The sequence below is a fragment of the Acidovorax benzenivorans genome (genome assembly GCF_028680575.1).
Taxonomy (GTDB): Bacteria; Pseudomonadota; Gammaproteobacteria; order Burkholderiales; family Burkholderiaceae_C; genus Acidovorax; species Acidovorax benzenivorans.
Genome location: NZ_JAPCKI010000007.1, coordinates 156,651 through 177,136 on the forward strand (window position 1 = coordinate 156,651; position 20,486 = coordinate 177,136).

General features: G+C 61.6%; 27 protein-coding genes. 3 read left to right on the forward strand and 24 right to left on the reverse strand.

Translation table 11 applies throughout. From position 1 onward, the window contains the following. Positions 1-81: 81 nt before the first annotated feature. From rpsD to OIN59_RS14590, 22 genes are all read right to left on the reverse strand, one after another. Positions 82-705 carry a 30S ribosomal protein S4 gene (rpsD, locus tag OIN59_RS14485; protein WP_008906515.1) on the reverse strand — a complete coding sequence of 208 codons (624 nt, stop codon included), beginning with the start codon at positions 703-705 and terminating at the stop codon, positions 82-84. Positions 706-795: 90 nt separating this feature from the next. Further along, positions 796-1,200 (reverse strand): 30S ribosomal protein S11, encoded by a 405-nt coding sequence (rpsK, locus tag OIN59_RS14490; RefSeq protein WP_005793662.1) that lies wholly within the window; start codon positions 1,198-1,200, stop codon positions 796-798. A 16-nt stretch (positions 1,201-1,216) separates the two neighbouring features. Beyond that, positions 1,217-1,582: a 30S ribosomal protein S13 gene (gene rpsM / locus OIN59_RS14495; protein WP_008906516.1), complete on the reverse strand. Its 366-nt coding sequence runs from the start codon at positions 1,580-1,582 to the stop codon at positions 1,217-1,219. 23 nt (positions 1,583-1,605) lie between these two features. Continuing rightward, positions 1,606-1,719 carry a 50S ribosomal protein L36 gene (gene rpmJ, locus OIN59_RS14500; protein WP_005793651.1) on the reverse strand — a complete coding sequence of 38 codons (114 nt, stop codon included), beginning with the start codon at positions 1,717-1,719 and terminating at the stop codon, positions 1,606-1,608. A gap of 137 nt (positions 1,720-1,856) precedes the next feature. Beyond that, complete coding sequence (gene secY, locus OIN59_RS14505; RefSeq protein WP_274111497.1) at positions 1,857-3,176, reverse strand: preprotein translocase subunit SecY; 1,320 nt, start codon at positions 3,174-3,176, stop codon at positions 1,857-1,859. A 24-nt stretch (positions 3,177-3,200) separates the two neighbouring features. Beyond that, positions 3,201-3,632 (reverse strand): 50S ribosomal protein L15, encoded by a 432-nt coding sequence (gene rplO, locus OIN59_RS14510; RefSeq protein ID WP_056065387.1) that lies wholly within the window; start codon positions 3,630-3,632, stop codon positions 3,201-3,203. Positions 3,633-3,642: 10 nt separating this feature from the next. Further along, positions 3,643-3,825: a 50S ribosomal protein L30 gene (gene rpmD / locus OIN59_RS14515; RefSeq protein ID WP_005793644.1), complete on the reverse strand. Its 183-nt coding sequence runs from the start codon at positions 3,823-3,825 to the stop codon at positions 3,643-3,645. 14 nt (positions 3,826-3,839) lie between these two features. Beyond that, positions 3,840-4,358 (reverse strand): 30S ribosomal protein S5, encoded by a 519-nt coding sequence (rpsE, locus tag OIN59_RS14520; RefSeq protein ID WP_274111501.1) that lies wholly within the window; start codon positions 4,356-4,358, stop codon positions 3,840-3,842. A gap of 17 nt (positions 4,359-4,375) precedes the next feature. Then, entirely contained in the window at positions 4,376-4,741 is a 366-nt protein-coding gene (gene rplR / locus OIN59_RS14525) for a 50S ribosomal protein L18 (protein WP_005793639.1), read from the reverse strand. An 11-nt stretch (positions 4,742-4,752) separates the two neighbouring features. After that, positions 4,753-5,286, reverse strand: a complete 534-nt coding sequence (gene rplF / locus OIN59_RS14530; RefSeq protein WP_274111504.1) for a 50S ribosomal protein L6 — start codon at positions 5,284-5,286, stop codon at positions 4,753-4,755. Between the two features lie 25 nt (positions 5,287-5,311). Next, entirely contained in the window at positions 5,312-5,707 is a 396-nt protein-coding gene (rpsH, locus tag OIN59_RS14535; RefSeq protein WP_005793636.1) for a 30S ribosomal protein S8, read from the reverse strand. A gap of 20 nt (positions 5,708-5,727) precedes the next feature. Then, complete coding sequence (gene rpsN / locus OIN59_RS14540; protein ID WP_015016017.1) at positions 5,728-6,033, reverse strand: 30S ribosomal protein S14; 306 nt, start codon at positions 6,031-6,033, stop codon at positions 5,728-5,730. A gap of 8 nt (positions 6,034-6,041) precedes the next feature. Further along, positions 6,042-6,581, reverse strand: coding sequence for a 50S ribosomal protein L5 (gene rplE, locus OIN59_RS14545; RefSeq protein WP_005793632.1), 540 nt, complete (start codon positions 6,579-6,581; stop codon positions 6,042-6,044). Positions 6,582-6,590: 9 nt separating this feature from the next. Beyond that, the gene (gene rplX / locus OIN59_RS14550) at positions 6,591-6,911 is read right to left on the reverse strand and encodes a 50S ribosomal protein L24 (RefSeq protein ID WP_008906524.1); all 321 of its coding nucleotides are present in this window, start codon (positions 6,909-6,911) and stop codon (positions 6,591-6,593) included. Positions 6,912-6,920: 9 nt separating this feature from the next. Then, on the reverse strand, positions 6,921-7,289 hold the full coding sequence (rplN, locus tag OIN59_RS14555; protein WP_007861702.1) for a 50S ribosomal protein L14: 369 nt from the start codon (positions 7,287-7,289) through the stop codon (positions 6,921-6,923). A 194-nt stretch (positions 7,290-7,483) separates the two neighbouring features. After that, a complete protein-coding gene (locus OIN59_RS14560; RefSeq protein ID WP_274111510.1) occupies positions 7,484-9,076 on the reverse strand; it encodes a glycerol-3-phosphate dehydrogenase/oxidase in 1,593 nt (530 codons plus the stop codon). Between the two features lie 189 nt (positions 9,077-9,265). Continuing rightward, positions 9,266-10,996, reverse strand: a complete 1,731-nt coding sequence (locus tag OIN59_RS14565) for an ABC transporter substrate-binding protein (RefSeq protein ID WP_274111512.1) — start codon at positions 10,994-10,996, stop codon at positions 9,266-9,268. A gap of 113 nt (positions 10,997-11,109) precedes the next feature. After that, entirely contained in the window at positions 11,110-11,418 is a 309-nt protein-coding gene (locus tag OIN59_RS14570) for a DUF2160 domain-containing protein (RefSeq protein ID WP_274111514.1), read from the reverse strand. A 12-nt stretch (positions 11,419-11,430) separates the two neighbouring features. Beyond that, the gene (locus OIN59_RS14575) at positions 11,431-12,243 is read right to left on the reverse strand and encodes a carbohydrate ABC transporter permease (RefSeq protein WP_274111516.1); all 813 of its coding nucleotides are present in this window, start codon (positions 12,241-12,243) and stop codon (positions 11,431-11,433) included. Beyond that, on the reverse strand, positions 12,236-13,132 hold the full coding sequence (locus OIN59_RS14580) for a carbohydrate ABC transporter permease (RefSeq protein ID WP_274111518.1): 897 nt from the start codon (positions 13,130-13,132) through the stop codon (positions 12,236-12,238). Before OIN59_RS14580 ends, OIN59_RS14575 begins: the two co-directional genes overlap by 8 nt. Further along, a complete protein-coding gene (locus OIN59_RS14585; RefSeq protein WP_274111520.1) occupies positions 13,129-14,205 on the reverse strand; it encodes an ABC transporter ATP-binding protein in 1,077 nt (358 codons plus the stop codon). Before OIN59_RS14585 ends, OIN59_RS14580 begins: the two co-directional genes overlap by 4 nt. Before the next feature lies 1 nt (position 14,206). After that, the gene (locus OIN59_RS14590; RefSeq protein WP_274111522.1) at positions 14,207-15,298 is read right to left on the reverse strand and encodes an ABC transporter ATP-binding protein; all 1,092 of its coding nucleotides are present in this window, start codon (positions 15,296-15,298) and stop codon (positions 14,207-14,209) included. 193 nt (positions 15,299-15,491) lie between these two features. Between OIN59_RS14590 and OIN59_RS14595 the strand changes: the two genes are divergently transcribed. The 3 genes from OIN59_RS14595 (at position 15,492) to proC (ending at position 18,808) form a co-directional block, all read left to right on the forward strand. Beyond that, complete coding sequence (locus OIN59_RS14595; RefSeq protein WP_274111524.1) at positions 15,492-16,256, forward strand: DeoR/GlpR family DNA-binding transcription regulator; 765 nt, start codon at positions 15,492-15,494, stop codon at positions 16,254-16,256. A gap of 21 nt (positions 16,257-16,277) precedes the next feature. Next, positions 16,278-17,771 carry a glycerol kinase GlpK gene (glpK, locus tag OIN59_RS14600; RefSeq protein WP_274111526.1) on the forward strand — a complete coding sequence of 498 codons (1,494 nt, stop codon included), beginning with the start codon at positions 16,278-16,280 and terminating at the stop codon, positions 17,769-17,771. Between the two features lie 191 nt (positions 17,772-17,962). Next, positions 17,963-18,808: a pyrroline-5-carboxylate reductase gene (proC, locus tag OIN59_RS14605; RefSeq protein WP_274111528.1), complete on the forward strand. Its 846-nt coding sequence runs from the start codon at positions 17,963-17,965 to the stop codon at positions 18,806-18,808. Positions 18,809-18,909: 101 nt separating this feature from the next. On the opposite strand, the gene ubiA is transcribed toward proC, so the two are convergent. Then, complete coding sequence (gene ubiA, locus OIN59_RS14610) at positions 18,910-19,803, reverse strand: 4-hydroxybenzoate octaprenyltransferase (RefSeq protein ID WP_274111531.1); 894 nt, start codon at positions 19,801-19,803, stop codon at positions 18,910-18,912. A gap of 90 nt (positions 19,804-19,893) precedes the next feature. After that, a complete protein-coding gene (locus OIN59_RS14615; protein WP_274111532.1) occupies positions 19,894-20,412 on the reverse strand; it encodes a Dps family protein in 519 nt (172 codons plus the stop codon). Positions 20,413-20,486: the final 74 nt, after the last annotated feature.

Below are 20,486 nucleotides of genomic sequence, written 5' to 3' on the forward strand. Positions count from 1 at the left end.
ACACCGGTAAGGCTGGTGAAGCGCCTAAACCGCGATGCCTCGCGGTTCAGGGACGGTTTTCTCGAAATATGTACCGAGCGATTAGCGCGAGTACAACTCAACGATCAGGGATTCGTTGATGTCGGCGCCAAACTCATCACGGTCTGGCACCTTCTTGAAGATGCCTTCAGCCTTCTCGGCATTCACTTCCACCCAGGCAGGCATACCCACTTGTGCGGCCAGTTGCAGGGCTTCCACCACGCGATTTTGCTTCTTGGACTTTTCGCGCACTGCAACCACGTCACCCGTCTTCACGAGGTACGAAGCGATGTTCACGGACTTGCCGTTCACGGTAATCGCCTTGTGCGACACCAGCTGGCGTGCTTCAGCGCGGGTCGAACCGAAACCCATGCGGTACACGACGTTGTCGAGACGGGATTCCAGCAGGAACAGCAGGTTGGCGCCGGTGTTGCCCTTCTTGCCTTCAGCGGCTTCGAAGTAACGGCGGAATTGCTTTTCCAGCACGCCGTACATGCGCTTGACCTTCTGCTTTTCACGCAGTTGCAGACCGTAGTCAGAGGTACGGGCACCCGAGGTGCGGCCGTGCTGACCAGGCTTGGAATCGAACTTGGACTTGTCGGCGATCGAGCGGCGTGCGCTCTTCAGGAACAGGTCCGTGCCTTCACGGCGGGAGAGTTTGGCCTTGGGGCCGAGGTAACGTGCCACTTGAGCTTCCTTTGTGTCATCTACCGCAAACCATTGCGGGAGCCGCCTGAGGCGCTTTCGCGTTCACAGGCGGCGGTGGGCTTAGAGAGATTAGATACGACGGCGCTTTTGAGGGCGGCAACCGTTGTGCGGCACCGGAGTCACATCGGAGATCGATGTGATGCGGATGCCCAGTGCGCCCAGTGCGCGCACCGACGATTCGCGACCAGGACCTGGGCCCTTGATCTCAACGTCAAGATTCTTGATACCTTGATCGATGGCAGCGCGGCCAGCCACTTCCGAAGCCACCTGGGCTGCGAATGGGGTGGACTTACGCGAGCCCTTGAAACCTTGGCCACCGGACGAAGCCCACGACAGGGCGTTGCCCTGGCGATCGGTGATCGTGATGATGGTGTTGTTGAACGAGGCGTGCACGTGTGCAATGCCGTCCGAAACGTTCTTCCGGACCTTCTTGCGAACGCGCTGAGCTGCGTTATTGGCAGGAGACTTAGCCATGATGATCTTTCAATCTTTATTTCTTCAGTGCAGCTGCACCCTTGCGCGGACCCTTGCGAGTGCGAGCATTGGTACGGGTGCGCTGACCACGCATTGGCAGACCGCGGCGATGGCGGAAGCCACGATAGCAGCCGATGTCCATCAAACGCTTGATGTTCATCGTGGTTTCGCGGCGCAGGTCACCTTCAATGGTGAACTGCTCGATTTGCTCGCGAATTTTTTCTAGATCGCCATCCGTCAGATCCTTGATCTTCTTGGAGTAAGCGATACCAGTTGCTTCGCAGATCTTGCGAGCGCGGGTGCGACCAATGCCAAAAATGGCGGTCAAACCGATTTCCGCGTGCTTGTGCGGCGGAATGTTAATGCCAGCGATACGTGCCATATGCGTCCTCTAATACTTTCCAATCAACCTTGGCGCTGCTTGTGACGCAGATCCGTGCAGATCACGCGCACCACACCCTTGCGGCGGATGATCTTGCAGTTGCGGCAGATTTTTTTGACCGAAGCCGAAACTCTCATTGCATTCTCCTAAAACTTTTCCATCCGTCCCGGCTGTTTCGCACGGAACACAATTTGTGCCCGCGAAAAATCGTGGGGCGCCAACTCAACCGATATCCAACTCTTTGCAGGCAGCGCTGGGCGCTGCCTTTATTCCGTTACCCGGCTGCACTGCCTTTGAAGTTTGCCTTCTTGAGCAGCGATTCATACTGTTGCGACATCATGTAGTTCTGAACCTGGGCCATGAAGTCCATGGTCACCACCACAATGATCAGCAGAGAGGTTCCGCCAAAGTAAAACGGTACGTTGTACTTCAGGATCAGAAACTCTGGCAGCAGACACACAAAGGTGATATACACAGCACCGGCCAAGGTCAGGCGAACCAGGATCTTGTCGATGTAGCGCGCAGTTTGCTCACCTGGACGAATGCCTGGGATGAACGCACCACTCTTCTTCAGGTTATCTGCGGTCTCGCGGCTATTGAACACCAGCGCCGTATAGAAAAAGCAGAAGAAGATGATCGCAGCAGCGTAGAACATCACGTAGATCGGCTGACCCGGGGTCAATGCACCCGAGATGTCCTTGAGCCAACGCATCGATTCACCGGCACTAAACCAGTTCACAACGGTAGCAGGCAGCAAGATGATCGACGATGCGAAGATCGGAGGAATCACACCGGCCATGTTCAGCTTCAGAGGCAAGTGCGACGATTGGCCGCCGTACACCTTGTTGCCGACTTGTCGCCGTGCGTAATTCACCAAGATCTTGCGCTGACCACGCTCCACGAACACCACGAAGTAAGTCACCAGACCCACCACGATGACGATGAAGATGGCGGCAAGGATGCTCATGGCGCCAGTACGGACCAGCTCCAGAAGGCCCCCGATCGAACTAGGCAACCCGGCAGCGATACCGCCGAAGATCAGGATCGAGATCCCATTACCCAGACCACGCTCAGTGATCTGCTCACCCAGCCACATCAGAAACATGGTGCCAGCCGTCAGGCTGACCACTGCGGTCAGGCGAAAGCCGAAACCAGGGCTCAGCACTAGACCGGCAGAGCTTTCGAGAGCCACTGCGATACCCAGAGACTGGAACAAGGCCAAGCCCAAGGTTCCATAGCGGGTGTATTGAGTGATCTTCCTGCGACCAGCTTCGCCTTCTTTCTTCAACTGCTCAAAAGCGGGCAGCACGTAGGTCATCAGCTGCATGATGATCGATGCCGAGATGTACGGCATGATCCCCAGAGCGAACACCGTGAAACGCGACAGCGCACCACCCGAGAACATGTTGAACAGGTTCAGGATGCCACCCTGCTGGCCACTGAACAGCTGCTGAAGTTGGGCTGGATCGATACCAGGCACAGGGATATGAGCCCCGATACGGTATACGACCAGCGCCAGCAACAGAAAAACCAGACGCCGACGCAGGTCGCCGAATTTTCCGGTCTTTGCAATTTGAGCCGCGCTAGTAGCCACAGATGCCTTCCTTCAGTGCCACACTCAGGCGACGCTGCCGCCAGCAGCTTCGATGGCCGCCTTGGCACCAGCCGTAGCACCCACGCCAGACAGCTTGACTGCCTTGCTAAGGGAGCCGCTCTTGATGACCTTGACCACCTTGGCCAGCTCACCCACCAGACCGGCTTGCTTCAATGCCAGCACGTCCACTTCGGCCAAACCGAGTTGGTCCAGCGCCGTCAGCGTGACTTCCGCATTGAACTTGAGCAGGTGCGACTTGAAGCCGCGCTTGGGCAAGCGACGTTGCAGAGGCATTTGACCGCCCTCGAAGCCCACCTTGTGGTAGCCACCAGAACGGGACTTTTGGCCCTTGTGACCACGGCCAGCGGTCTTGCCCAGGCCGGAGCCGATACCACGGCCTACGCGGCGCTTGGCATGCTTGGCGCCGTCTGCGGGCTTGATGCTATTGAGTTCCATGATCTATCTCTCAGACGATTTTGACCAGGTAGCTGATCTTGTTAATCATGCCGCGAACTTCGGGCGAATCCTTCAATTCGCTGACGCTGTTCAGCTTGCGCAGACCCAGGCCACGAACGGTGGCGCGGTGCGATTCCTTGGTGCCGATCGGGCTACGCACCAGTTGAATCTTGACGGTTTGTTGCGTTGTCATATTCAGGCTCCGGTTCAGGCGAAGATGTCTTCGACCGTCTTGCCGCGCTTGGCCGCCACGTTCGACGGAGTCGTCGAATTGACGAGCGCGTCAAAGGTAGCACGGACCATGTTGTAGGGATTGGACGAACCGTGGCTCTTGGCCACAATGTCGGTCACACCCAGCACTTCAAAGACTGCGCGCATCGGACCACCGGCAATGATACCGGTACCCTTGGGAGCCGGTGCCATCATCACCACAGCCGCGCCGTGATGGCCGGTTACGTTGTGATAGATGGTGCCGTTCTTCAAGGACACCTTGACCATGTTGCGGCGGGCTTCTTCCATCGCTTTTTGCACGGCAGCAGGCACTTCCTTGGACTTGCCCTTACCCATGCCCACGCGGCCATCACCGTCGCCAACCACAGTCAGTGCGGCGAAGCCGAGAATACGGCCGCCCTTCACGACTTTGGTCACGCGGTTGACCGCGATCATTTTTTCGCGCAGACCGTCGTCTTGACCTTCGTTCTGCACTTTGGGTTGAAATTTAGCCATTTTTTATTCCGCTCCGCTTAGAACTGCAGGCCGGCTTCACGGGCTGCGTCGGCCAGAGCCTTAACGCGACCGTGGTAGGCAAAGCCTGCGCGATCAAATGCAACCTTCTCGACACCTGCAGCTTTCGCCTTTTCAGCGATACGCTTGCCGATGATCTGGGCTGCAGCGGCATTGCCACCCTTGCCCGAACCGCCGAGCGACTTGCGCACATCGGCTTCTGCCGTCGAAGCGCTTGCCAGCACCTTGCTGCCGTCGCCGGAGATCACACTGGCGTAGATATGGAGGTTCGTACGGTTCACGGTGAGACGCGCCACGCCTTGCTGTGCAATGCGGATGCGGGTCTGACGCGAACGACGAAGACGCTGCTCTTTCTTGGTCAACATGTTGCAGCTCCTTATTTCTTCTTGGTCTCTTTGATCGTGATCTTTTCGTCCGCGTAGCGGATGCCCTTGCCCTTGTAGGGCTCGGGTGGACGAACAGCACGGATCTCAGCAGCGATCTGGCCAACACGCTGACGGTCGGCACCCTTGATCACCACTTCAGTGGGGGTAGGGGTAGCCACCGTGATGCCGGCAGGCATATCGATATTGACCGGGTGCGAATAACCGACAGCCAGGTTCAGCTTGGAGCCAGAGGCAGCAGCCTTGTAACCCACACCGACCAAACTCAGCTTCTTCTCAAAGCCCTTGCTGACGCCGACCACCATGTTGTTGACCAACTGGCGAATCGTGCCACTCATGGCATTGGCTTCGCGGGAATCATTGGCAGGCTCAAAGCTGAGCTTGCCTTCAGTGCTTGACACTTTCACCAGCGCGTTTTGCGCCAGCGACAGAGTACCACCAGAACCCTTGACAGAGATCTGGTCGCTTTTCACGGACACATCCACACCTGCGGGGATGGTCACGGGCATTTTTCCTACTCGGGACATTTCAGTTTCTCCTCAATGCCGCGGGTTAGGCCACATAGCAGAGCACTTCGCCACCGACACCGGTAGCGCGCGCCTTGCGATCGGTCATCACGCCCTTGGGCGTCGTGACAATTGCCACACCCAGACCGTTCATGACTTGTGGAATGGAATCACGGCCTTTGTACACACGCAGACCAGGGCGGCTGACGCGCTCGATGCGCTCAATCACGGGACGGCCTGCGTAATACTTCAGGGCAATTTCGAGTTCGGACTTGCCAGCTTCGGTCTTGACCTGGAAGCCGTCGATATAACCTTCGTCCTTCAGCACCTGGGCGATGGCAATCTTCACTTTGGAAGAAGGCACCAGAACCGTGGCCTTGGAGACCATCTGTGCATTACGGATGCGGGTCAGCAAGTCAGCGATGGGATCACTCATGCTCATGTTTAATCTCTCCTGCCTGCTTACCAGCTGGCCTTGGTGACACCGGGGATGTCGCCATTGAAAGCCAGTTCGCGGATCTTGGCGCGAGCCAGACCGAATTGACGGAAGGTGCCACGTGGACGACCGGTGATTTCGCAACGGTTGCGTTGACGCGTGGGGTTGGCGTTGCGCGGGAGCTTTTGCAGGCCAAGGCGGGCTGCATCACGCTCTTCGTCGCTGCGCTTGGCATCGCCAGCGATTGCCTTCAGTTCCGCATACTTGGTTGCGTACTTGGCTGCCAGTTTTTCGCGCTTCAGTTCGCGCTGGATCAAAGCTACTTTAGCCATGCTTCGCCTCAGTTCTTGAACGGGAAACGGAAACCAGCGAGAAGCGCCTTGGCTTCTTCGTCGGACTTGGCCGTTGTGGTGATGCTGATATTGAGACCGCGCAGGGCGTCAACCTTGTCGTACTCAATTTCAGGGAAGATGATCTGTTCTTTGACGCCGATGTTGTAGTTGCCACGGCCATCAAAGGCGCGACCAGAGATACCACGGAAGTCACGAACGCGGGGCAGAGCCACGGTCACGAAACGGTCCAGGAACTCATACATCTGCACGCCACGCAGCGTGACCATGCAACCAATAGCCTGGCCTTCGCGGATCTTGAAACCAGCGATAGCCTTCTTGGCCTTGGTCACCACAGGCTTCTGACCAGCAATCTTGGTCAGGTCGGCCACGGCGTTATCCATCACCTTCTTGTCCGAGACTGCCTCGCTCACGCCCATGTTCAGGGTGATCTTGGTCAGACGAGGAACCTGCATCGGCGAGGTGTAACCGAACTGTTTGGTCAGCTCGGGAGCGATCTTGTCGCGGTAAATTTCTTGGAGTCGTGCCATGTTTACCCCTTAGGCCGCCTTGATTTCAGCGCCGCTGGACTTGAACACGCGGACACGCGTGCCGTCAGCCTGCACCTTGATGCCCACGCGATCAGCCTTGCCGGTAGCGGCATTGAAGATGGCCACGTTGGACTGGTGAATCGGCATGGCCTTTTCGATGATGCCGCCGGTCGTACCCTTCATGGGGTTCGGCTTGGCGTGCTTCTTGACCAGATTGATACCGTCGATGACCAGATGGGAGTCATCCTTGCGCAGCGACACCGTGCCGCGCTTGCCCTTGTCACGGCCGGTCAGCACGATGACTTCGTCGCCCTTGCGAATCTTGTTCATGGCGCGTCCTTAGAGAACTTCAGGAGCCAGGGACACGATCTTCATGAACTTCTCGGTACGCAGTTCACGCGTCACGGGTCCAAAGATGCGGGTGCCGATAGGCTCCAACTTTGCATTCAGCAACACTGCGGCGTTGCCATCGAATTTAACGAGCGAACCATCGCCGCGACGAATACCCTTCGCCGTGCGAACCACCACTGCACTGTAAACCTCGCCTTTTTTGACGCGGCCACGTGGAGCGGCTTCTTTGATGCTCACCTTGATGATGTCGCCAACGCTTGCATAGCGACGCTTCGAGCCACCCAGCACCTTAATGCAAAGGACGGACTTGGCGCCGGTATTGTCGGCAACCTCTAACCGAGATTCTGTCTGGATCATTTCAATATTCCCAACTTGCACCAGAAGACAACAGCCCCAGAGAACTTCTCAAGGGCCGCAGATCAGCCAGTCAGTCTTGGGCCCGTCGTCCGCACCGCAAACCATTTGCAGCACTTCCCGCTGGGCAGAAACTTCACGTAGGAAACGCGAAGCCCTCGATTATTGCAAAGGACTTTTGGAAAGTCAAGTGCGTGTCACTCAGGCACATGCAGATACTGTTGCGCCAGGACCAGAAAGACCTCCAGTTGCGGGTCGCCCCCCAGCTCCTCGCGCAGGATGCCAGCGACGACCGGCGCCAACTCTATGGCCTTGCGGGCATCCAGAAACAGCAGGCGCGAGCGTCGCGCCAGCACGTCTTCCACCGTGCAGGCATATTCGTAGCGTGCCGCAAAGCGCACCATAGCCTCCGTCAGGCCACCGCCCAGATCCGCCTGTGCTCCTGGCGTTGCCTGCACAGCGGCCGCTTCACTGCCGTAGGAGTGCAGTCCCTGGGCATCGCTAATGCGGTGCTGCACAGGCTCCTGGGGAGTTCCCACCAGCGGCAGATGGTTGGTCACACCAGCTGGTTTTTCAGGCAGCAGCCCCGTGGTGAAGCATTTTTGCAACACATCTTCGGCCATCGCCCGGTAGGTGGTCCATTTGCCACCGGTCACGGTGATCAGGCCACTGCGGCTGGCCAATACGGTGTGCTCCCGACTGATCTTCTTGGTGTTGTCGCCATCGTCGTCCTGCGGCTTGACCAACGGACGCAAGCCCACCCAGATACTGCGGATGTCCTCGACGCGGGGCGCGCGGGTCAGGTAACGCGCGGACTCCTCCAGGATGAATCGCACCTCCTCCCGGAAGGGCTCGGGCTCACGAACCACATCCTGGCGCGGGCTGTCGGTGGTCCCCAAAATGAGCTTGCCGAGCCATGGCACCGCAAACAACACGCGGCCATCGGCGGTCTTGGGCACCATCAGCGCGTGGTCGGACGGAAGGAACTCCCGGTCCACCACAATGTGCACGCCCTGGCTGGGCGCCACCATGGGCTTGACGGGCCTCCCAATGGCTTCGCCGTCCATCTGGCGCAGGGTGTCCACCCACACGCCCGTGGCATTCACCACCGACCGGGCACGCACCGTGAACTGCTGGCCACTGTCCGTGTCTTCACAGACAAACCCCACGACCTTGCCGGCCTCGTGAACCAGCGACCGGGCAGGGCAGTAATTGACAACCAAAGCGCCCAGGCTGGCAGCCGTACGGGCCAGCGCCAAGGCCAGACGGGCGTCATCAAACTGCCCGTCCCAATATTTGACGCCCCCCTTGAGGCCCTCAGTGCGGGCGGTTGGCAGGCATTGCAGGGTGCGTTCGCGCCCCAGAAATTCTGTGGCGCCCAGGCCGGCTTTGCCTGCGAGCGCGTCGTACATCATGAGTCCGATGCCATAAAAGGGGGTCTCCCAGAAACGGTACGACGGCATCACGAAGGGCAGAGGTTGCGCCAGATGGGGCGCATTGTGCAGCAGCGTGGTGCGCTCATGCAGCGCCTCGCGCACCAGCGCAATGTTGCCCTGTGCTAGGTAACGCACCCCGCCATGCACCAGCTTGGTGGCGCGGGACGAAGTCCCTTTAGCGAAGTCGTGTGAATCCACCAAGACCACGCTGAAGCCACGCGCCGCAGCATCCAGCGCCACCCCCAGACCCGTCGCGCCCCCGCCGATCACGGCGAGGTCATAGTGGTGCGGCTGGGCGAGGCGGGCCAGGAGGTCGGCGCGCCGTGTGGGAAGGGGAGCGGTGGCAATGGTCATGGGGTGATTGTCCATGGGCGGAGTGGAAGACCAAGGGTTTACCCTTGAATTCCCGACACTCCCGGGGTGAAAACCCGCTCTGCGGCCGCGCAGGTGCCGAGAACGGTATGGAGCAAAAAAGGCAGCCAGAGACCTTGTGAGCCCTGGCTGCCGATCAATGGTGGTTACAGCAACACCTTGATCTGTGGATCAGCGCGTCTTGCCGTCCTTCCATGCCTGCAGCAGCGTGTTGTAGGCAATCGTCTGGCCCTTTGGCTTCTCATTGGCCAGCTTGGCCCAGGGCGCCTGCTTGTCGCTCAGCCACTTGGCAGGGTCGCTCTTGGGGTTCAACTTGGGTGCGCAATGGGCCATGCCCGCACGCTCCAGACGTGCCATCACCTGGTCCATCTCGTCAGCCAGGGTGTCCATGGCGCCTTGGGGCGTCTTTTCACCCGTCACGGCCTGGGCTACGTTCTTCCACCAGAGCTGGGCCAGCTTGGGGTAGTCAGGCACATTGGTGCCAGTGGGCGACCACGCCACACGGGCAGGGCTGCGGTAGAACTCCACCAGACCACCCAGCTTGGGCGCCATGTCGGTCATGGCCTTGGACTGGATGTCCGACTCGCGGATCGGCGTCAGGCCCACCATGGTCTTCTTCAGCGACGTGGTCTTGGCCGTCACGAACTGTGCGTAGAGCCAGGCGGCAGCCGTCTTGTTGGCGTCGTGGTCCTTGAAGAAGGTCCAGCTGCCCACGTCCTGGTAGCCGTTTTGCATGCCTTGCTTCCAGTACGGGCCGTTCGGGCCGGGCGCCATGCGCCACTTGGGCGTGCCGTCGGCATTCACCACGGGCAGGCCGGGCTTGGTCATATCGGCCGTGAAGGCGGTGTACCAGAAGATCTGCTGCGCGATCTGGCCCTGGGCGGGCACGGGGCCGGCCTCGCCAAAGGTCATGCCCGTGGCTTCCTTGGGCGCGTATTTCTTCATCCAGTCCACGTACTTGGTGAGGGCGTAGACGGCTGCGGGCGAGTTGGTCGCACCGCCACGGGCCACGCTGGCGCCCACGGGCGTGCACTTGTCGTCGGCCACGCGGATGCCCCATTCGTCAATCGGCAGGCCATTGGGCGCGCCGATGTCGGCTGTACCCGCCATGGACAGCCAGGCATCGGTGAAGCGCCAGCCCAGCGACGGATCCTTCTTGCCGTAGTCCATGTGGCCATAGATCGGCTTGCCGTCGATGTTCTTCACGTCGTTGGTGAAGAACTCAGCGATGTCTTCATAGGCGCTCCAGTTCAGCGGCACGCCCAGGTCATAGCCGTACTTGGCCTTGAACTTGTCCTTGATGTCCTTGCGGTCGAACAGGTCGGCACGGAACCAGTACAGGTTGGCGAACTGCTGGTCGGGCAGCTGGTACAGCTTGCCGTCCGGACCGGTCGTGAACTTGGTGCCGATGTAGTCCTTGATGTCGATGCCGGGGTTGGTCCACTCCTTGCCTGCACCGCCCATATAGTCGGTCAGGTTCATGATCTTGCCGTAGCGGTAGTGCGTACCGATCAGGTCCGAATCCGAGATCCAGCCGTCATAGATGGACTTGCCCGACTGCATGGACGTCTGCAGTTTCTCGACCACATCACCCTCTTGGATCAGGTCGTGCTTGACCTTGATGCCGGTGATTTCTTCAAACGCCTTGGCGAGGGTCTTGGATTCGTATTCGTGGGTGGTGATGGTTTCGGACACTACCGAAATTTCTTTCACACCCTTGGCCTGCAATTTCTTGGCCGCGTCCATGAACCACTTCATCTCGGCCATCTGCTGGTCTTTGCTCAGCGTGGAGGGCTGGAACTCGGTGTCGACCCATTTTTTGGCCTCCGCCTCGCCCGCCATGGCGGCCTGACCCGTCATGACCGCCACTGCCAATGCCAGCGCTGTGTACCGCGTCTTCATAGTGCCTGTCTCCTCATAGTCATCTCCCCTTTGGATGCAAGGGTCACGCGGCTCCGGGGAAGGGTTGAGCCGCGTGACGGGAACCATTGAAATCAAGACTGCCTGCGGGCACCTCACCCCTTGCGCAGGATGAGCGCCAGCAGGGCCATCGACAGCACAAAGCTGATCCAGATCGACGGATCGCCCTGCAAGCTGAACCACTGGGCCAACTTGCCGCTGATGCCCACAAAAATCAGATTCACATAGGCCGCTGACAGCAGGCCGATAAACAGCCGATCGCCGCGCGTAGTCTCCAGCGGCAAAAAGCCCTTGCGCATCGTCGTGGGAGATTGGATCTCCCACACCGTCATGCCGATCAGCATGAGCACGATACAAATGAAGAACACCGCCACGGGCAGCGTCCAGGCCATCCAGTCAAACATGTTGCAAGCTCCTCAAACACGGCCCATCGCGAAACCCTTGGCGATGTAGTGGCGCACAAACCAGATCACGATGGCGCCGGGCACGATGGTCAGCACCCCGGCAGCCGCCAGCGTCGCCCAGTCCATGCCCGAGGCACTCACGGTGCGCGTCATGGTGGCCACGATGGGCTTGGCATTCACGCTGGTCAGCGTGCGGGCCAGTAGCAGCTCCACCCAGCTGAACATGAAGCAGAAGAACGCCGCCACGCCCACGCCCGCCTTGATGAGCGGCAGGAAGATGGTCATGAAAAAGCGCGGAAAGCTGTAGCCGTCGATGTAGGCCGTCTCGTCGATCTCACGGGGAATGCCGCTCATGAAGCCTTCCAGAATCCACACCGCCAGCGGCACGTTGAACAACAGATGCGCCAGCGCCACGGCGATGTGCGTGTCCATGAGCCCCACGGTGGTGTAGAGCTGAAAGAACGGCAGCAGGAACACGGCCGGTGGCGTCATGCGGTTGGTCAGCAGCCAGAAGAACACATGCTTGTCGCCCATGAACTGGTAGCGGCTGAACGCGTAGGCTGCAGGCAAGGCCACGGTGAGCGAGATCACCGTGTTGATGGCCACGTAGATCAGGCTGTTGATGTAGCCCGAGTACCAGGACGCATCGGTGAAGATGGTCTTGTAGTTGGCCCAGGTGAAGTGCTGCGGAAAGAACGAGAAGCTCGACAGGATTTCTTCGTTCGTCTTGAAACTCATGTTGACCATCCAGTAGATGGGCAACAGCGCAAACAGCAGGTACGCAATCAGGAACAGCGTGCGTTTTTGGAAGCGTTTTTCATTCATGGCCAGCCCCTTCGTCGCTGACGGTGCCCACGCGCTGCATCCAGTTGTAGAGGATGAAACACAGCAGCAAGATGATGAAGAAATAGATCAGCGAGAACGCTGCGGCAGGGCCCAGGTCGAACTGGCCCACGGCCTTGGTGGTGAGGTACTGGCTGAGGAAGGTGGTCGCATTGCCCGGCCCGCCGCCTGTGAGCACAAAGGGCTCGGTGTAGATCATGAAGCTGTCCATGAAGCGCAGCAGCACCGCAATCATCAGCACACCGCGCATCTTGGGCAGCTGGATATAGCGGAACACCGCCAACTTGCTCGCACCGTCGATGCGGGCCGCCTGGTAGTACGCATCGGGGATGGAGCGCAGCCCGGCAAAGGCCAGCAGCGCCACCAGCGGCGTCCAGTGCCACACATCCATCAGCAGCACCGTCAGCCACGCCTGCGTGGCGTTGCCGGTGTAGCTGTATTCAATGCCCATCTCCTGCAGCATGCGGCCCATCAGGCCGATGTCGGCCCGGCCATAGATCTGCCAGATGGTGCCCACCACGTTCCAGGGGATCAGCAGCGACAGCGCCACCACCACCAGCACGGCAGACGACTTCCAGCCCTGTGCAGGCATGGACAGCGCCAGCAGGATACCCAGCGGAATTTCCACCGCCAGCACGGCCAACGAGAAGGTGATCTGACGCAACAGCGCGGCGTGCAGCTCTTCATCGCGCATCACGGCGGCGAACCACTCGGTGCCCACAAACACGCGGCGCTCGGGGCTGATGATGTCTTGCACCGAATAATTCACCACGGTCATCAGCGGCAGGATGGCCGAGAAGGCCACGCAGATGATGACCGGCAGGATCAGGAACCAGGCCTTCTGGTTCACGGGTTTGGTGGTGGTGCTCATGCCAGCAGCTCCTCGTTTTGATAGAAGCAGGTGTGCTCACCAAGCACCTGCAACCAGACGGCATCCCCTGCAGAAGGAAGCCGTGTTTCCGGGCTGAAGCGCGCCTTGAGCGTGTGTTCGCCCACCTTGGCAGTCAGCATCAGGTAGGTGCCGATGTCCTGCACCTGCGACACCGTGCAAGGCAGCGCGCCTGCACGGTTGGGCTCGGCCAGGGCCAGGTACTCGGGTCGTACACCCACTTGCAACGCACCTTTTGGCAGGGCACGGTCTACCGGCGCGGCCAGGCGGTGGCCGGCCACCGACAAAGTGGCACCATCGCTCTGGGCGGGCAGAAAGTTCATGCCTGGCGAGCCAATGAAGTGCCCCACGAAGGTGTGTGCGGGCCGCTCGAACAGCGCGTCGGCCGAGCCCACCTGCACCGCCTTGCCACGCGTCATCACCACCACCTGGTCGGCAAAGGTCAGCGCCTCCACCTGGTCGTGGGTCACATAGATCAGCGTGAGCTTGAGCTCGTGGTGGATCTGCTTGAGCTTGCGCCGCAGTTGCCACTTGAGGTGCGGGTCGATCACCGTGAGCGGCTCGTCGAACAGCACCGCCGCCACATCGGCGCGCACCAGGCCACGGCCCAGTGAAATCTTCTGTTTCTGGTCTGCCGACAGCCCTGCGGCCCGCAGGTTCAGCTGATGGCTCATCTCCAGCATCTCGGCAATCACGCCCACGCGCTGCTTGATTTGCGCCTCGGGCACCTTGCGGTTCTTCAGCGGAAACGCCAGATTCTCGGCCACCGTCATGGTGTCGTAGATCACCGGGAACTGAAACACCTGCGCAATGTTGCGCTCCTGCGGGCTGGCACGGGTCACGTCGCGGCCATCAAACAGCACCTTGCCGTGCGAGGGCACGAGCAGCCCCGACATGATGTTGAGCATGGTCGTCTTGCCGCAGCCCGAGGGGCCCAGCAACGCATAGGCACCGCCATCCTCGAACTCCATCTTCAGGGGCAGCAGCGCGTAGTCGCTGTCCTGCTGCGGGTTCGGCTTGTACGAATGCGCCAAGTCCAGACTGATGCGGGCCATCTCAACGCCCTCCTTGTACAGCGTTCGGGCGCGCGGGCGCCCATGCCAGTCGGCCGTCAGCACCAAACACATAGGCCTGGGCCGGGTCCAGGTGCAGCGTGATGGGCGTGCCCAGTTCAAAGTAATGCACCCCGGTCAACTGCGCCACCAGGTCGCCCCAGGGCGTGGCCGCGTGCACAAAGGTGTCCGAGCCCGAAATTTCAGCCAGCTCGACCACTCCGCCCACGCTGATGTCGCCCGGGCGCGCCACCACGCGCAGCGCACTGGCGCGCACACCCACCGTGAGCCCTGCCGCCGTGGCCACACCTTGGGACAGGGGCACGGCCAGTTCTGCGTCGCCCTCCAAGCGCACACCCCCTGGGACCGCCGATGCGGCAATGAGATTCATGGGCGGGTCGCTGAAGGCACGCGCCACACGCAGCGAGTTGGGCGCATGGAACACCTCGGCCGTGGGGCCGTACTGCAGCAACTGACCTTCGTCGAGCACAGCGGTGTAGCCGCCCAGCAGCAGCGCCTCGCCCGGCTCGGTGGTGGCATAGACCACGGTGGACTGACCGGCTGCAAACAGCTGGGTCAGTTCCTCGCGCAGCTCTTCGCGCAGCTTGTAGTCCAGGTTCACCAGGGGTTCGTCCAGCAACATCAGCGGCGCGCCCTTGGCCAAGGCACGGGCCAGTGCCACGCGCTGCTGCTGCCCGCCCGAAAGTTCGGCCGGGTAGCGGTCCAGAAACATGTCGATGTGCAAACGGCTGGCGATCTCGCGCACCCGGGCGTCGATGTTCTTTTCGCCGCGCAGCTTCAGGGGCGACGCAATGTTGGCCGCCACCTTCATCGAGGGGTAGTTGATGAATTGCTGGTACACCATGGCCACATTGCGGTCGCGCACGGGCATGCCGGTCACATCCACGCCATCGACCTTGACGGTGCCCGAGGTGGGCGTATCCAGCCCGGCCATGATGCGCATGAGGCTGGTCTTGCCCGCCTGCGTGGCGCCCAGCAGCACCGTGACGGCGCCACTCTGGAGCGCCAGGCTCATGTCATACAGCCAGGTCTGCGCCCCCACCTTCTTGCTGATGCTGTCCAATGCCAGCTGCATCACGCAACCTTTCTTTGTCGCCCGAGGGCCTGATGAATGGGGCGCTGCCGCCTCATCAGACACAGCAGGCCCTCTCGTTTTCGATTTCGTTCATTTTTGTTCTTTTTTGATCGTATTGAATCAAGGTTTACCCTTAACAGGTTCCTTTTTGTTCGATTTAAAGTATCTCCACCCCATAAGCCGATTGATTCGCGTGAATACGAACCCCCGACAACTGCTGCTTCTCGAAGAAGTCCGCGCGCGCAAGTCCGCCACGGTGGAACAACTGGCAGACACCCTGGGCGTGACCCTGCAGACCGTGCGCCGTGATGTGCAGCGCCTGGCAGAGTCCGGCCTGCTCACGCGCTTTCATGGTGGCGTGCGCGTGCCCAGCTCCACCGTGGAGAACCTGGCCCACACCCAGCGAGAGACCCTGCATGCCGAAGGCAAGGCGCGCATTGCGCGTGCCGTGGCCGAACAAGTGCCCAACGACTGCTCGCTGATCCTGAACATCGGCACCACCACCGAAGCCATTGCCAAGGCGCTGCTGCACCACCGGGGCCTGCGCGTGATCACCAACAACCTGAACGTGGCGGCCATCCTGAGCGGCAACCCCGAGTGCGAGGTGATCGTGGCTGGTGGCGTGGTGCGTGCCCGCGACCGGGGCATCGTGGGCGAAGCCGCTGTGGACTTCATCCGCCAGTTCAAGGTGGACATTGCGCTCATCGGCATCTCGGGCATCGAGCCCGATGGATCGCTGCGCGACTTCGACTACCGCGAAGTGAAGGTGGCGCAAACCATCATCGAGCAGTCGCGCGAGGTCTGGCTGGCGGCCGACCACAGCAAGTTCAACCGCCCGGCCATGGTGCAACTGGCCACGCTGGCGCAGATCGACCGCCTGTTCACCGATGCACCGCCACCAGAACCCTTCCCGGCGCTGTTGCAAGATGCTGAAGTCATCTGCACGGTCGCTGCGTAGCTTCCCCTATCCTTTGCCCTCATGACCTACCTGCTCGCCCTCGACCAAGGCACCTCCAGCTCCCGCAGCATCGTTTTTGACGAAGGCGGCCACATCGTGGCGCAGGCGCAGCTCGAATTGCCACAGATCTACCCCCAGCCCGGCTGGGTGGAGCACGACCCGCTGGATATCTGGCGCACCCAGCTCGCCACCGCGCGCGATGCGTTGGCCAAGGCAGGTATCTCGGCCAGCGCCATACGCGCCGTGGGCATCACCAACCAGCGCGAGACCACCGTGCTGTGGAACCGCCAAACCGGCCAGCCAGTGCACCACGCCATCGTGTGGCAAGACAGGCGCGCCGAGCCCGCCTGCGCCCAGCTGCGCGAACAGGGCCATGCCGCCACCATCCAGGCCAAGACGGGCTTGCTGGTGGACGCCTACTTCTCGGGCACCAAGCTGCAATGGATGCTGGACCACGTGCCCGGTGCGCGCGACGCAGCCGAGCGCGGCGAGCTGGCCTTTGGCACGGTGGACAGCTGGCTGATGTGGAAGCTCACCCACGGCCAGGTGCATGTGACGGATGTGAGCAATGCCTCGCGCACCATGCTGTTCAATGTGCATACCAACCAGTGGGACGATGAGCTGCTGGCGTTGCTGCGCATCCCCAAGGCGCTGCTGCCCGAGGTACTGCCCTCGGCCGCCCACTTTGGCGACACGGCGGCCGACCTGCTCGGCCACAGCATCCGCATCGGCGGTGTGGCGGGCGACCAGCAAAGCGCGCTGTTCGGCCAGGCGTGCTTTACCGCCGGTATGGCCAAGAACACCTATGGCACGGGCTGCTTCATGCTGATGCACACGGGCGGCACGTTCCAAACCTCGCAGAACGGCCTGCTCACCACCAGTGCAGCGCAGGCCACGGCACAGCCCGAGTTCGCCATGGAAGGCAGCGTCTTTGTCGGCGGGGCCGTGGTGCAGTGGCTGCGCGATGGTCTGCGGGCCATCTCCACCAGCAACGAGGTCGAGTCGCTGGCGCAAAGCGTGCCCGACTCGGGCGGCGTGATGATGGTGCCCGCCTTCACCGGCCTGGGCGCCCCGTACTGGAAGCCCGACTCGCGCGGCACCATCACGGGCCTCACGCGCGGCACCACGCTGGGCCACATCGCCCGCGCGGCGCTGGAGAGCATTGCGTACCAAAGCGCCGCCCTGCTGCTGGCCATGAGCCGCGATGCCGTGGCCGCAGGTGGCGCCCCGGTCAGCGAACTGCGCGTGGATGGCGGCGCCTGTATCAACGATCTGCTGATGCAGTTTCAGGCCGACCTGCTGGGCATCCCGGTGGTGCGCCCCGCCGTCATCGAAACCACGGCGCTGGGCGCTGCCTACCTGGCGGGGCTGTCGAGCGGCGTGTACGCCAGCACCAGCGAGCTCTCCCACCTGTGGCGTGCCGACCGCCGTTTTGTGCCCACGCTGAGCAGCGCCCGCGCGCAGGAGCTGATGGCCCACTGGGAACACGCGGTGCGGCAAACAGTAGCTGAGTAGCTCCCCCTGAGGCGCTGCGCGCCTTCCCCCTCTCTGCTTCGCTTTGCTCGCGGAGGGGGACGCTCCCAGCGCGGCGGGGCGGCCCTTGCGCGGGAGCACTGGCTTTGGCCGCGCCAGTTGCACGAGTCTTCGAGCAACTCATAGGTCTAGCGGCGCTACCATCAGCTCTCCCTTTCCAGCCTGCCCGCAAAATGACCTCCCCCGCTCCAGCCACAGCAAACTCCTCCCTCCCCACCATCGCCTTCATCGGCGGCGGCAACATGGCCAGCGCCATCATTGGTGGACTGATCCACCAGGGCCACCCGGCCAGCCAGATCGAAGTGGTCGAGCCCTATGCCCCCACACGCGAGGCGCTGCTCAAGAACTTTGGCCTCACGGCGCAACCCGAGGCGGGCCCCACGCTGCAGCGCGCCAGCATCGTGGTCTGGGCGGTCAAGCCCCAGACATTCAAGGACGCCGCCGCACAGGCCAAGGCCCACACGCAGCAGGCCCTGCACCTGAGCGTGGCCGCCGGCATCCGCTCGGACAGCATTGCCCAGTGGCTGGGTACCGAGCGCATCGTGCGCACCATGCCCAACACGCCCGCGCTGGTGGGCAAGGGCATGAGCGCGATCTACGCGCGCCCCGCCGTGACCAGCGCCGAGCGCCAGAGTGTGGAAGCCATCATGGCGTCCACGGGCGAGTTCCTGTGGGTCGATAGCGAAACCCAGCTCGACGCCGTCACCGCCCTCTCGGGCTCGGGCCCGGCCTATGTGTTCTATTTCCTCGAAGCCATGACGCGTGCGGGGGTGGGCATGGGCCTGTCCGAGCAGCAGGCGCACCAGCTGGCCGTGGGTACGTTTGTGGGCGCCTCGGAGCTGGCCCGCCGCTCCGACGAGCCCCCAGCCGTGCTGCGCGAACGCGTCACGTCCAAGGGCGGCACCACCTATGCGGCCCTGCAGTCGATGGAGGCCAGCGGCGTGTCGCAGGCGTTCGAGGCCGCCATGCGCGCCGCCGAAAAGCGCGCCAACGAACTCGGGAACGAGTTCGGCGCCTGACCCCCTGCCTTTGGCCCCGGTTCACGACTCCACCCGGGGTCGTGAACAATATTTCAAGCCTTTTGGGCCCTCAGCGCTTATCCATCAAGCACTAGAAGCTATCAATTTGTGAGTATCGACCGCACCAGGTAGCTGCCCGCTATACCCGCAAACACCGTGGCACCCAGCCAGTGGTTGATGCGAAACGCCTTGAAGCAACCCTCGCGGGTGCGGGTGCGGATCAGTGTGAAGTGCCACACGGCCTGGGCCAGCGCCACTGCCAACGCTATATAAAAAATAGCACCCAATGCATATGGTTGTAGCGCCACAGCCCAAATACCCAAAAAAAGCAGATAAAAGGCCGTGATGGCGGCCACATCCAACCGCCCGAGGGTGATGGCCGAGGTTTTGATGCCGATCTTCAGGTCGTCGTCGCGGTCCACCATGGCGTATTCAGTGTCATAGGCCAGCACCCAGAACATGTTGCCCAGCCACATCCACCAGGCCACCGCAGGCACCTGGCCCTGCACGGCGGCAAACGCAATGACGATGCCGAAGTTGAACGCAATACCCAGCACCGCCTGGGGCATGGAAATGATGCGTTTGGTGAACGGGTAGGCAATGGCCACCAGCACGGCGGGCACCGACCAGGCAATGGCGGCGGTGTTGGTGGTGAGCACCAGGCCAAACGACACGAGCGCGAGCACCACCCCCAGGCCCAGCGCCTCTTTCACCGACACCGCACCGGTCGTGACCGGGCGCTGCGCCGTGCGCTTGACGTGTTTGTCAAAGTCGCGGTCGGCCACGTCGTTCACGCAGCAGCCTGCGCTGCGCATGAGGAAGGTGCCCAGCACAAACACCAACAGCAGGTGCCAGCCCGGAAACCCGTCGGCCGCAATCCACAGAGCACTGAGCGTGGGCCACAGGCACACCAGCCAGCCGGCGGGGCGGTCCCAGCGGATCAGATCGAGGTAGAGCGAAAAGCGGCTGCGGGAAGCTGTGGTGGTAGCGGTCATGGGGCGGAATTTTCCCAGATGCAGGCCCGGCAAGAAAAACGCCCGGGGCCTTGCAGCCACCGGGCGTTGGGTTCACCTCGCGGTGAGTGTTTACTCTTCGAGCAGCGAGCGCAGCATCCACGCTGTCTGCTCGTGCACCGTCAGGCGCTGGGTCAGCAGGTCGGCCGTGGGCTCGTCGCTGGCCTTGTCGGCCAGAGGAAACAGGCTGCGCGCAGTACGGGCCACGGCCTCGTGGCCTTCGACCAGCACACGCACCATGTCCAGCGCCTTGGGCGGCTTGGCGGGCGCGTCGGGCACCGTCGCCAGCTTGCCAAACTCGGCATACGAGCCGGGCGCCACATGGCCCAGAGAACGGATGCGCTCGGCAATCGGGTCCACCGCGTTCCACAGCTCGGTGTACTGCGCCATGAACATGGTGTGCAGCGTGTTGAACATGGGGCCCGTCACGTTCCAGTGGAAGTTGTGGGTGGTGAGGTACAGGGTGTACGTGTCGGCCAGCAGGCGCGACAGGCCCTGGGCGATGGCAGCGCGATCCTTGTCGCTGATGCCGATGTTGATGCTGGGGGCAGAGGTTTTGCCGGTTGCGGCTTTGCCAGGAGCTTTGGCCATGGGGGTCCTTCCGTGCTGAAACATGAAACGCCCCGCGCTGGCTGGCCCGTATGAGCGCTGCGCGCGGAGTCCTT

What these genes read in the sequence shown, in the direction of transcription:
- ubiA (WP_274111531.1), bottom strand. Translation starts at nt 19,803, where the DNA reads ATGACCGCTACCACCACAGCTTCCCGCAGCCGCTTTTCGCTCTACCTC.
- rplE (WP_005793632.1), bottom strand. Translation starts at nt 6,581, where the DNA reads ATGGCACGACTCCAAGAAATTTACCGCGACAAGATCGCTCCCGAGCTG.
- rplF (WP_274111504.1), bottom strand. Translation starts at nt 5,286, where the DNA reads ATGTCCCGAGTAGGAAAAATGCCCGTGACCATCCCCGCAGGTGTGGAT.
- rplR (WP_005793639.1), bottom strand. Translation starts at nt 4,741, where the DNA reads ATGTTGACCAAGAAAGAGCAGCGTCTTCGTCGTTCGCGTCAGACCCGC.
- rpsE (WP_274111501.1), bottom strand. Translation starts at nt 4,358, where the DNA reads ATGGCTAAATTTCAACCCAAAGTGCAGAACGAAGGTCAAGACGACGGT.
- rplO (WP_056065387.1), bottom strand. Translation starts at nt 3,632, where the DNA reads ATGGAACTCAATAGCATCAAGCCCGCAGACGGCGCCAAGCATGCCAAG.
- glpK (WP_274111526.1), top strand. Translation starts at nt 16,278, where the DNA reads ATGACCTACCTGCTCGCCCTCGACCAAGGCACCTCCAGCTCCCGCAGC.
- rplX (WP_008906524.1), bottom strand. Translation starts at nt 6,911, where the DNA reads ATGAACAAGATTCGCAAGGGCGACGAAGTCATCGTGCTGACCGGCCGT.
- OIN59_RS14585 (WP_274111520.1), bottom strand. Translation starts at nt 14,205, where the DNA reads ATGGCCCGCATCAGTCTGGACTTGGCGCATTCGTACAAGCCGAACCCG.
- rplN (WP_007861702.1), bottom strand. Translation starts at nt 7,289, where the DNA reads ATGATCCAGACAGAATCTCGGTTAGAGGTTGCCGACAATACCGGCGCC.
- OIN59_RS14575 (WP_274111516.1), bottom strand. Translation starts at nt 12,243, where the DNA reads ATGAATGAAAAACGCTTCCAAAAACGCACGCTGTTCCTGATTGCGTAC.
- OIN59_RS14570 (WP_274111514.1), bottom strand. Translation starts at nt 11,418, where the DNA reads ATGTTTGACTGGATGGCCTGGACGCTGCCCGTGGCGGTGTTCTTCATT.
- rpsM (WP_008906516.1), bottom strand. Translation starts at nt 1,582, where the DNA reads ATGGCACGTATCGCTGGCATTAACATTCCGCCGCACAAGCACGCGGAA.
- OIN59_RS14615 (WP_274111532.1), bottom strand. Translation starts at nt 20,412, where the DNA reads ATGGCCAAAGCTCCTGGCAAAGCCGCAACCGGCAAAACCTCTGCCCCC.
- rpsN (WP_015016017.1), bottom strand. Translation starts at nt 6,033, where the DNA reads ATGGCTAAAGTAGCTTTGATCCAGCGCGAACTGAAGCGCGAAAAACTG.
- OIN59_RS14560 (WP_274111510.1), bottom strand. Translation starts at nt 9,076, where the DNA reads ATGACCATTGCCACCGCTCCCCTTCCCACACGGCGCGCCGACCTCCTG.
- rpmD (WP_005793644.1), bottom strand. Translation starts at nt 3,825, where the DNA reads ATGACAACGCAACAAACCGTCAAGATTCAACTGGTGCGTAGCCCGATC.
- proC (WP_274111528.1), top strand. Translation starts at nt 17,963, where the DNA reads ATGACCTCCCCCGCTCCAGCCACAGCAAACTCCTCCCTCCCCACCATC.
- OIN59_RS14590 (WP_274111522.1), bottom strand. Translation starts at nt 15,298, where the DNA reads ATGCAGCTGGCATTGGACAGCATCAGCAAGAAGGTGGGGGCGCAGACC.
- OIN59_RS14565 (WP_274111512.1), bottom strand. Translation starts at nt 10,996, where the DNA reads ATGAAGACGCGGTACACAGCGCTGGCATTGGCAGTGGCGGTCATGACG.
- rpsH (WP_005793636.1), bottom strand. Translation starts at nt 5,707, where the DNA reads ATGAGCATGAGTGATCCCATCGCTGACTTGCTGACCCGCATCCGTAAT.
- rpsK (WP_005793662.1), bottom strand. Translation starts at nt 1,200, where the DNA reads ATGGCTAAGTCTCCTGCCAATAACGCAGCTCAGCGCGTTCGCAAGAAG.
- rpmJ (WP_005793651.1), bottom strand. Translation starts at nt 1,719, where the DNA reads ATGAGAGTTTCGGCTTCGGTCAAAAAAATCTGCCGCAACTGCAAGATC.
- OIN59_RS14580 (WP_274111518.1), bottom strand. Translation starts at nt 13,132, where the DNA reads ATGAGCACCACCACCAAACCCGTGAACCAGAAGGCCTGGTTCCTGATC.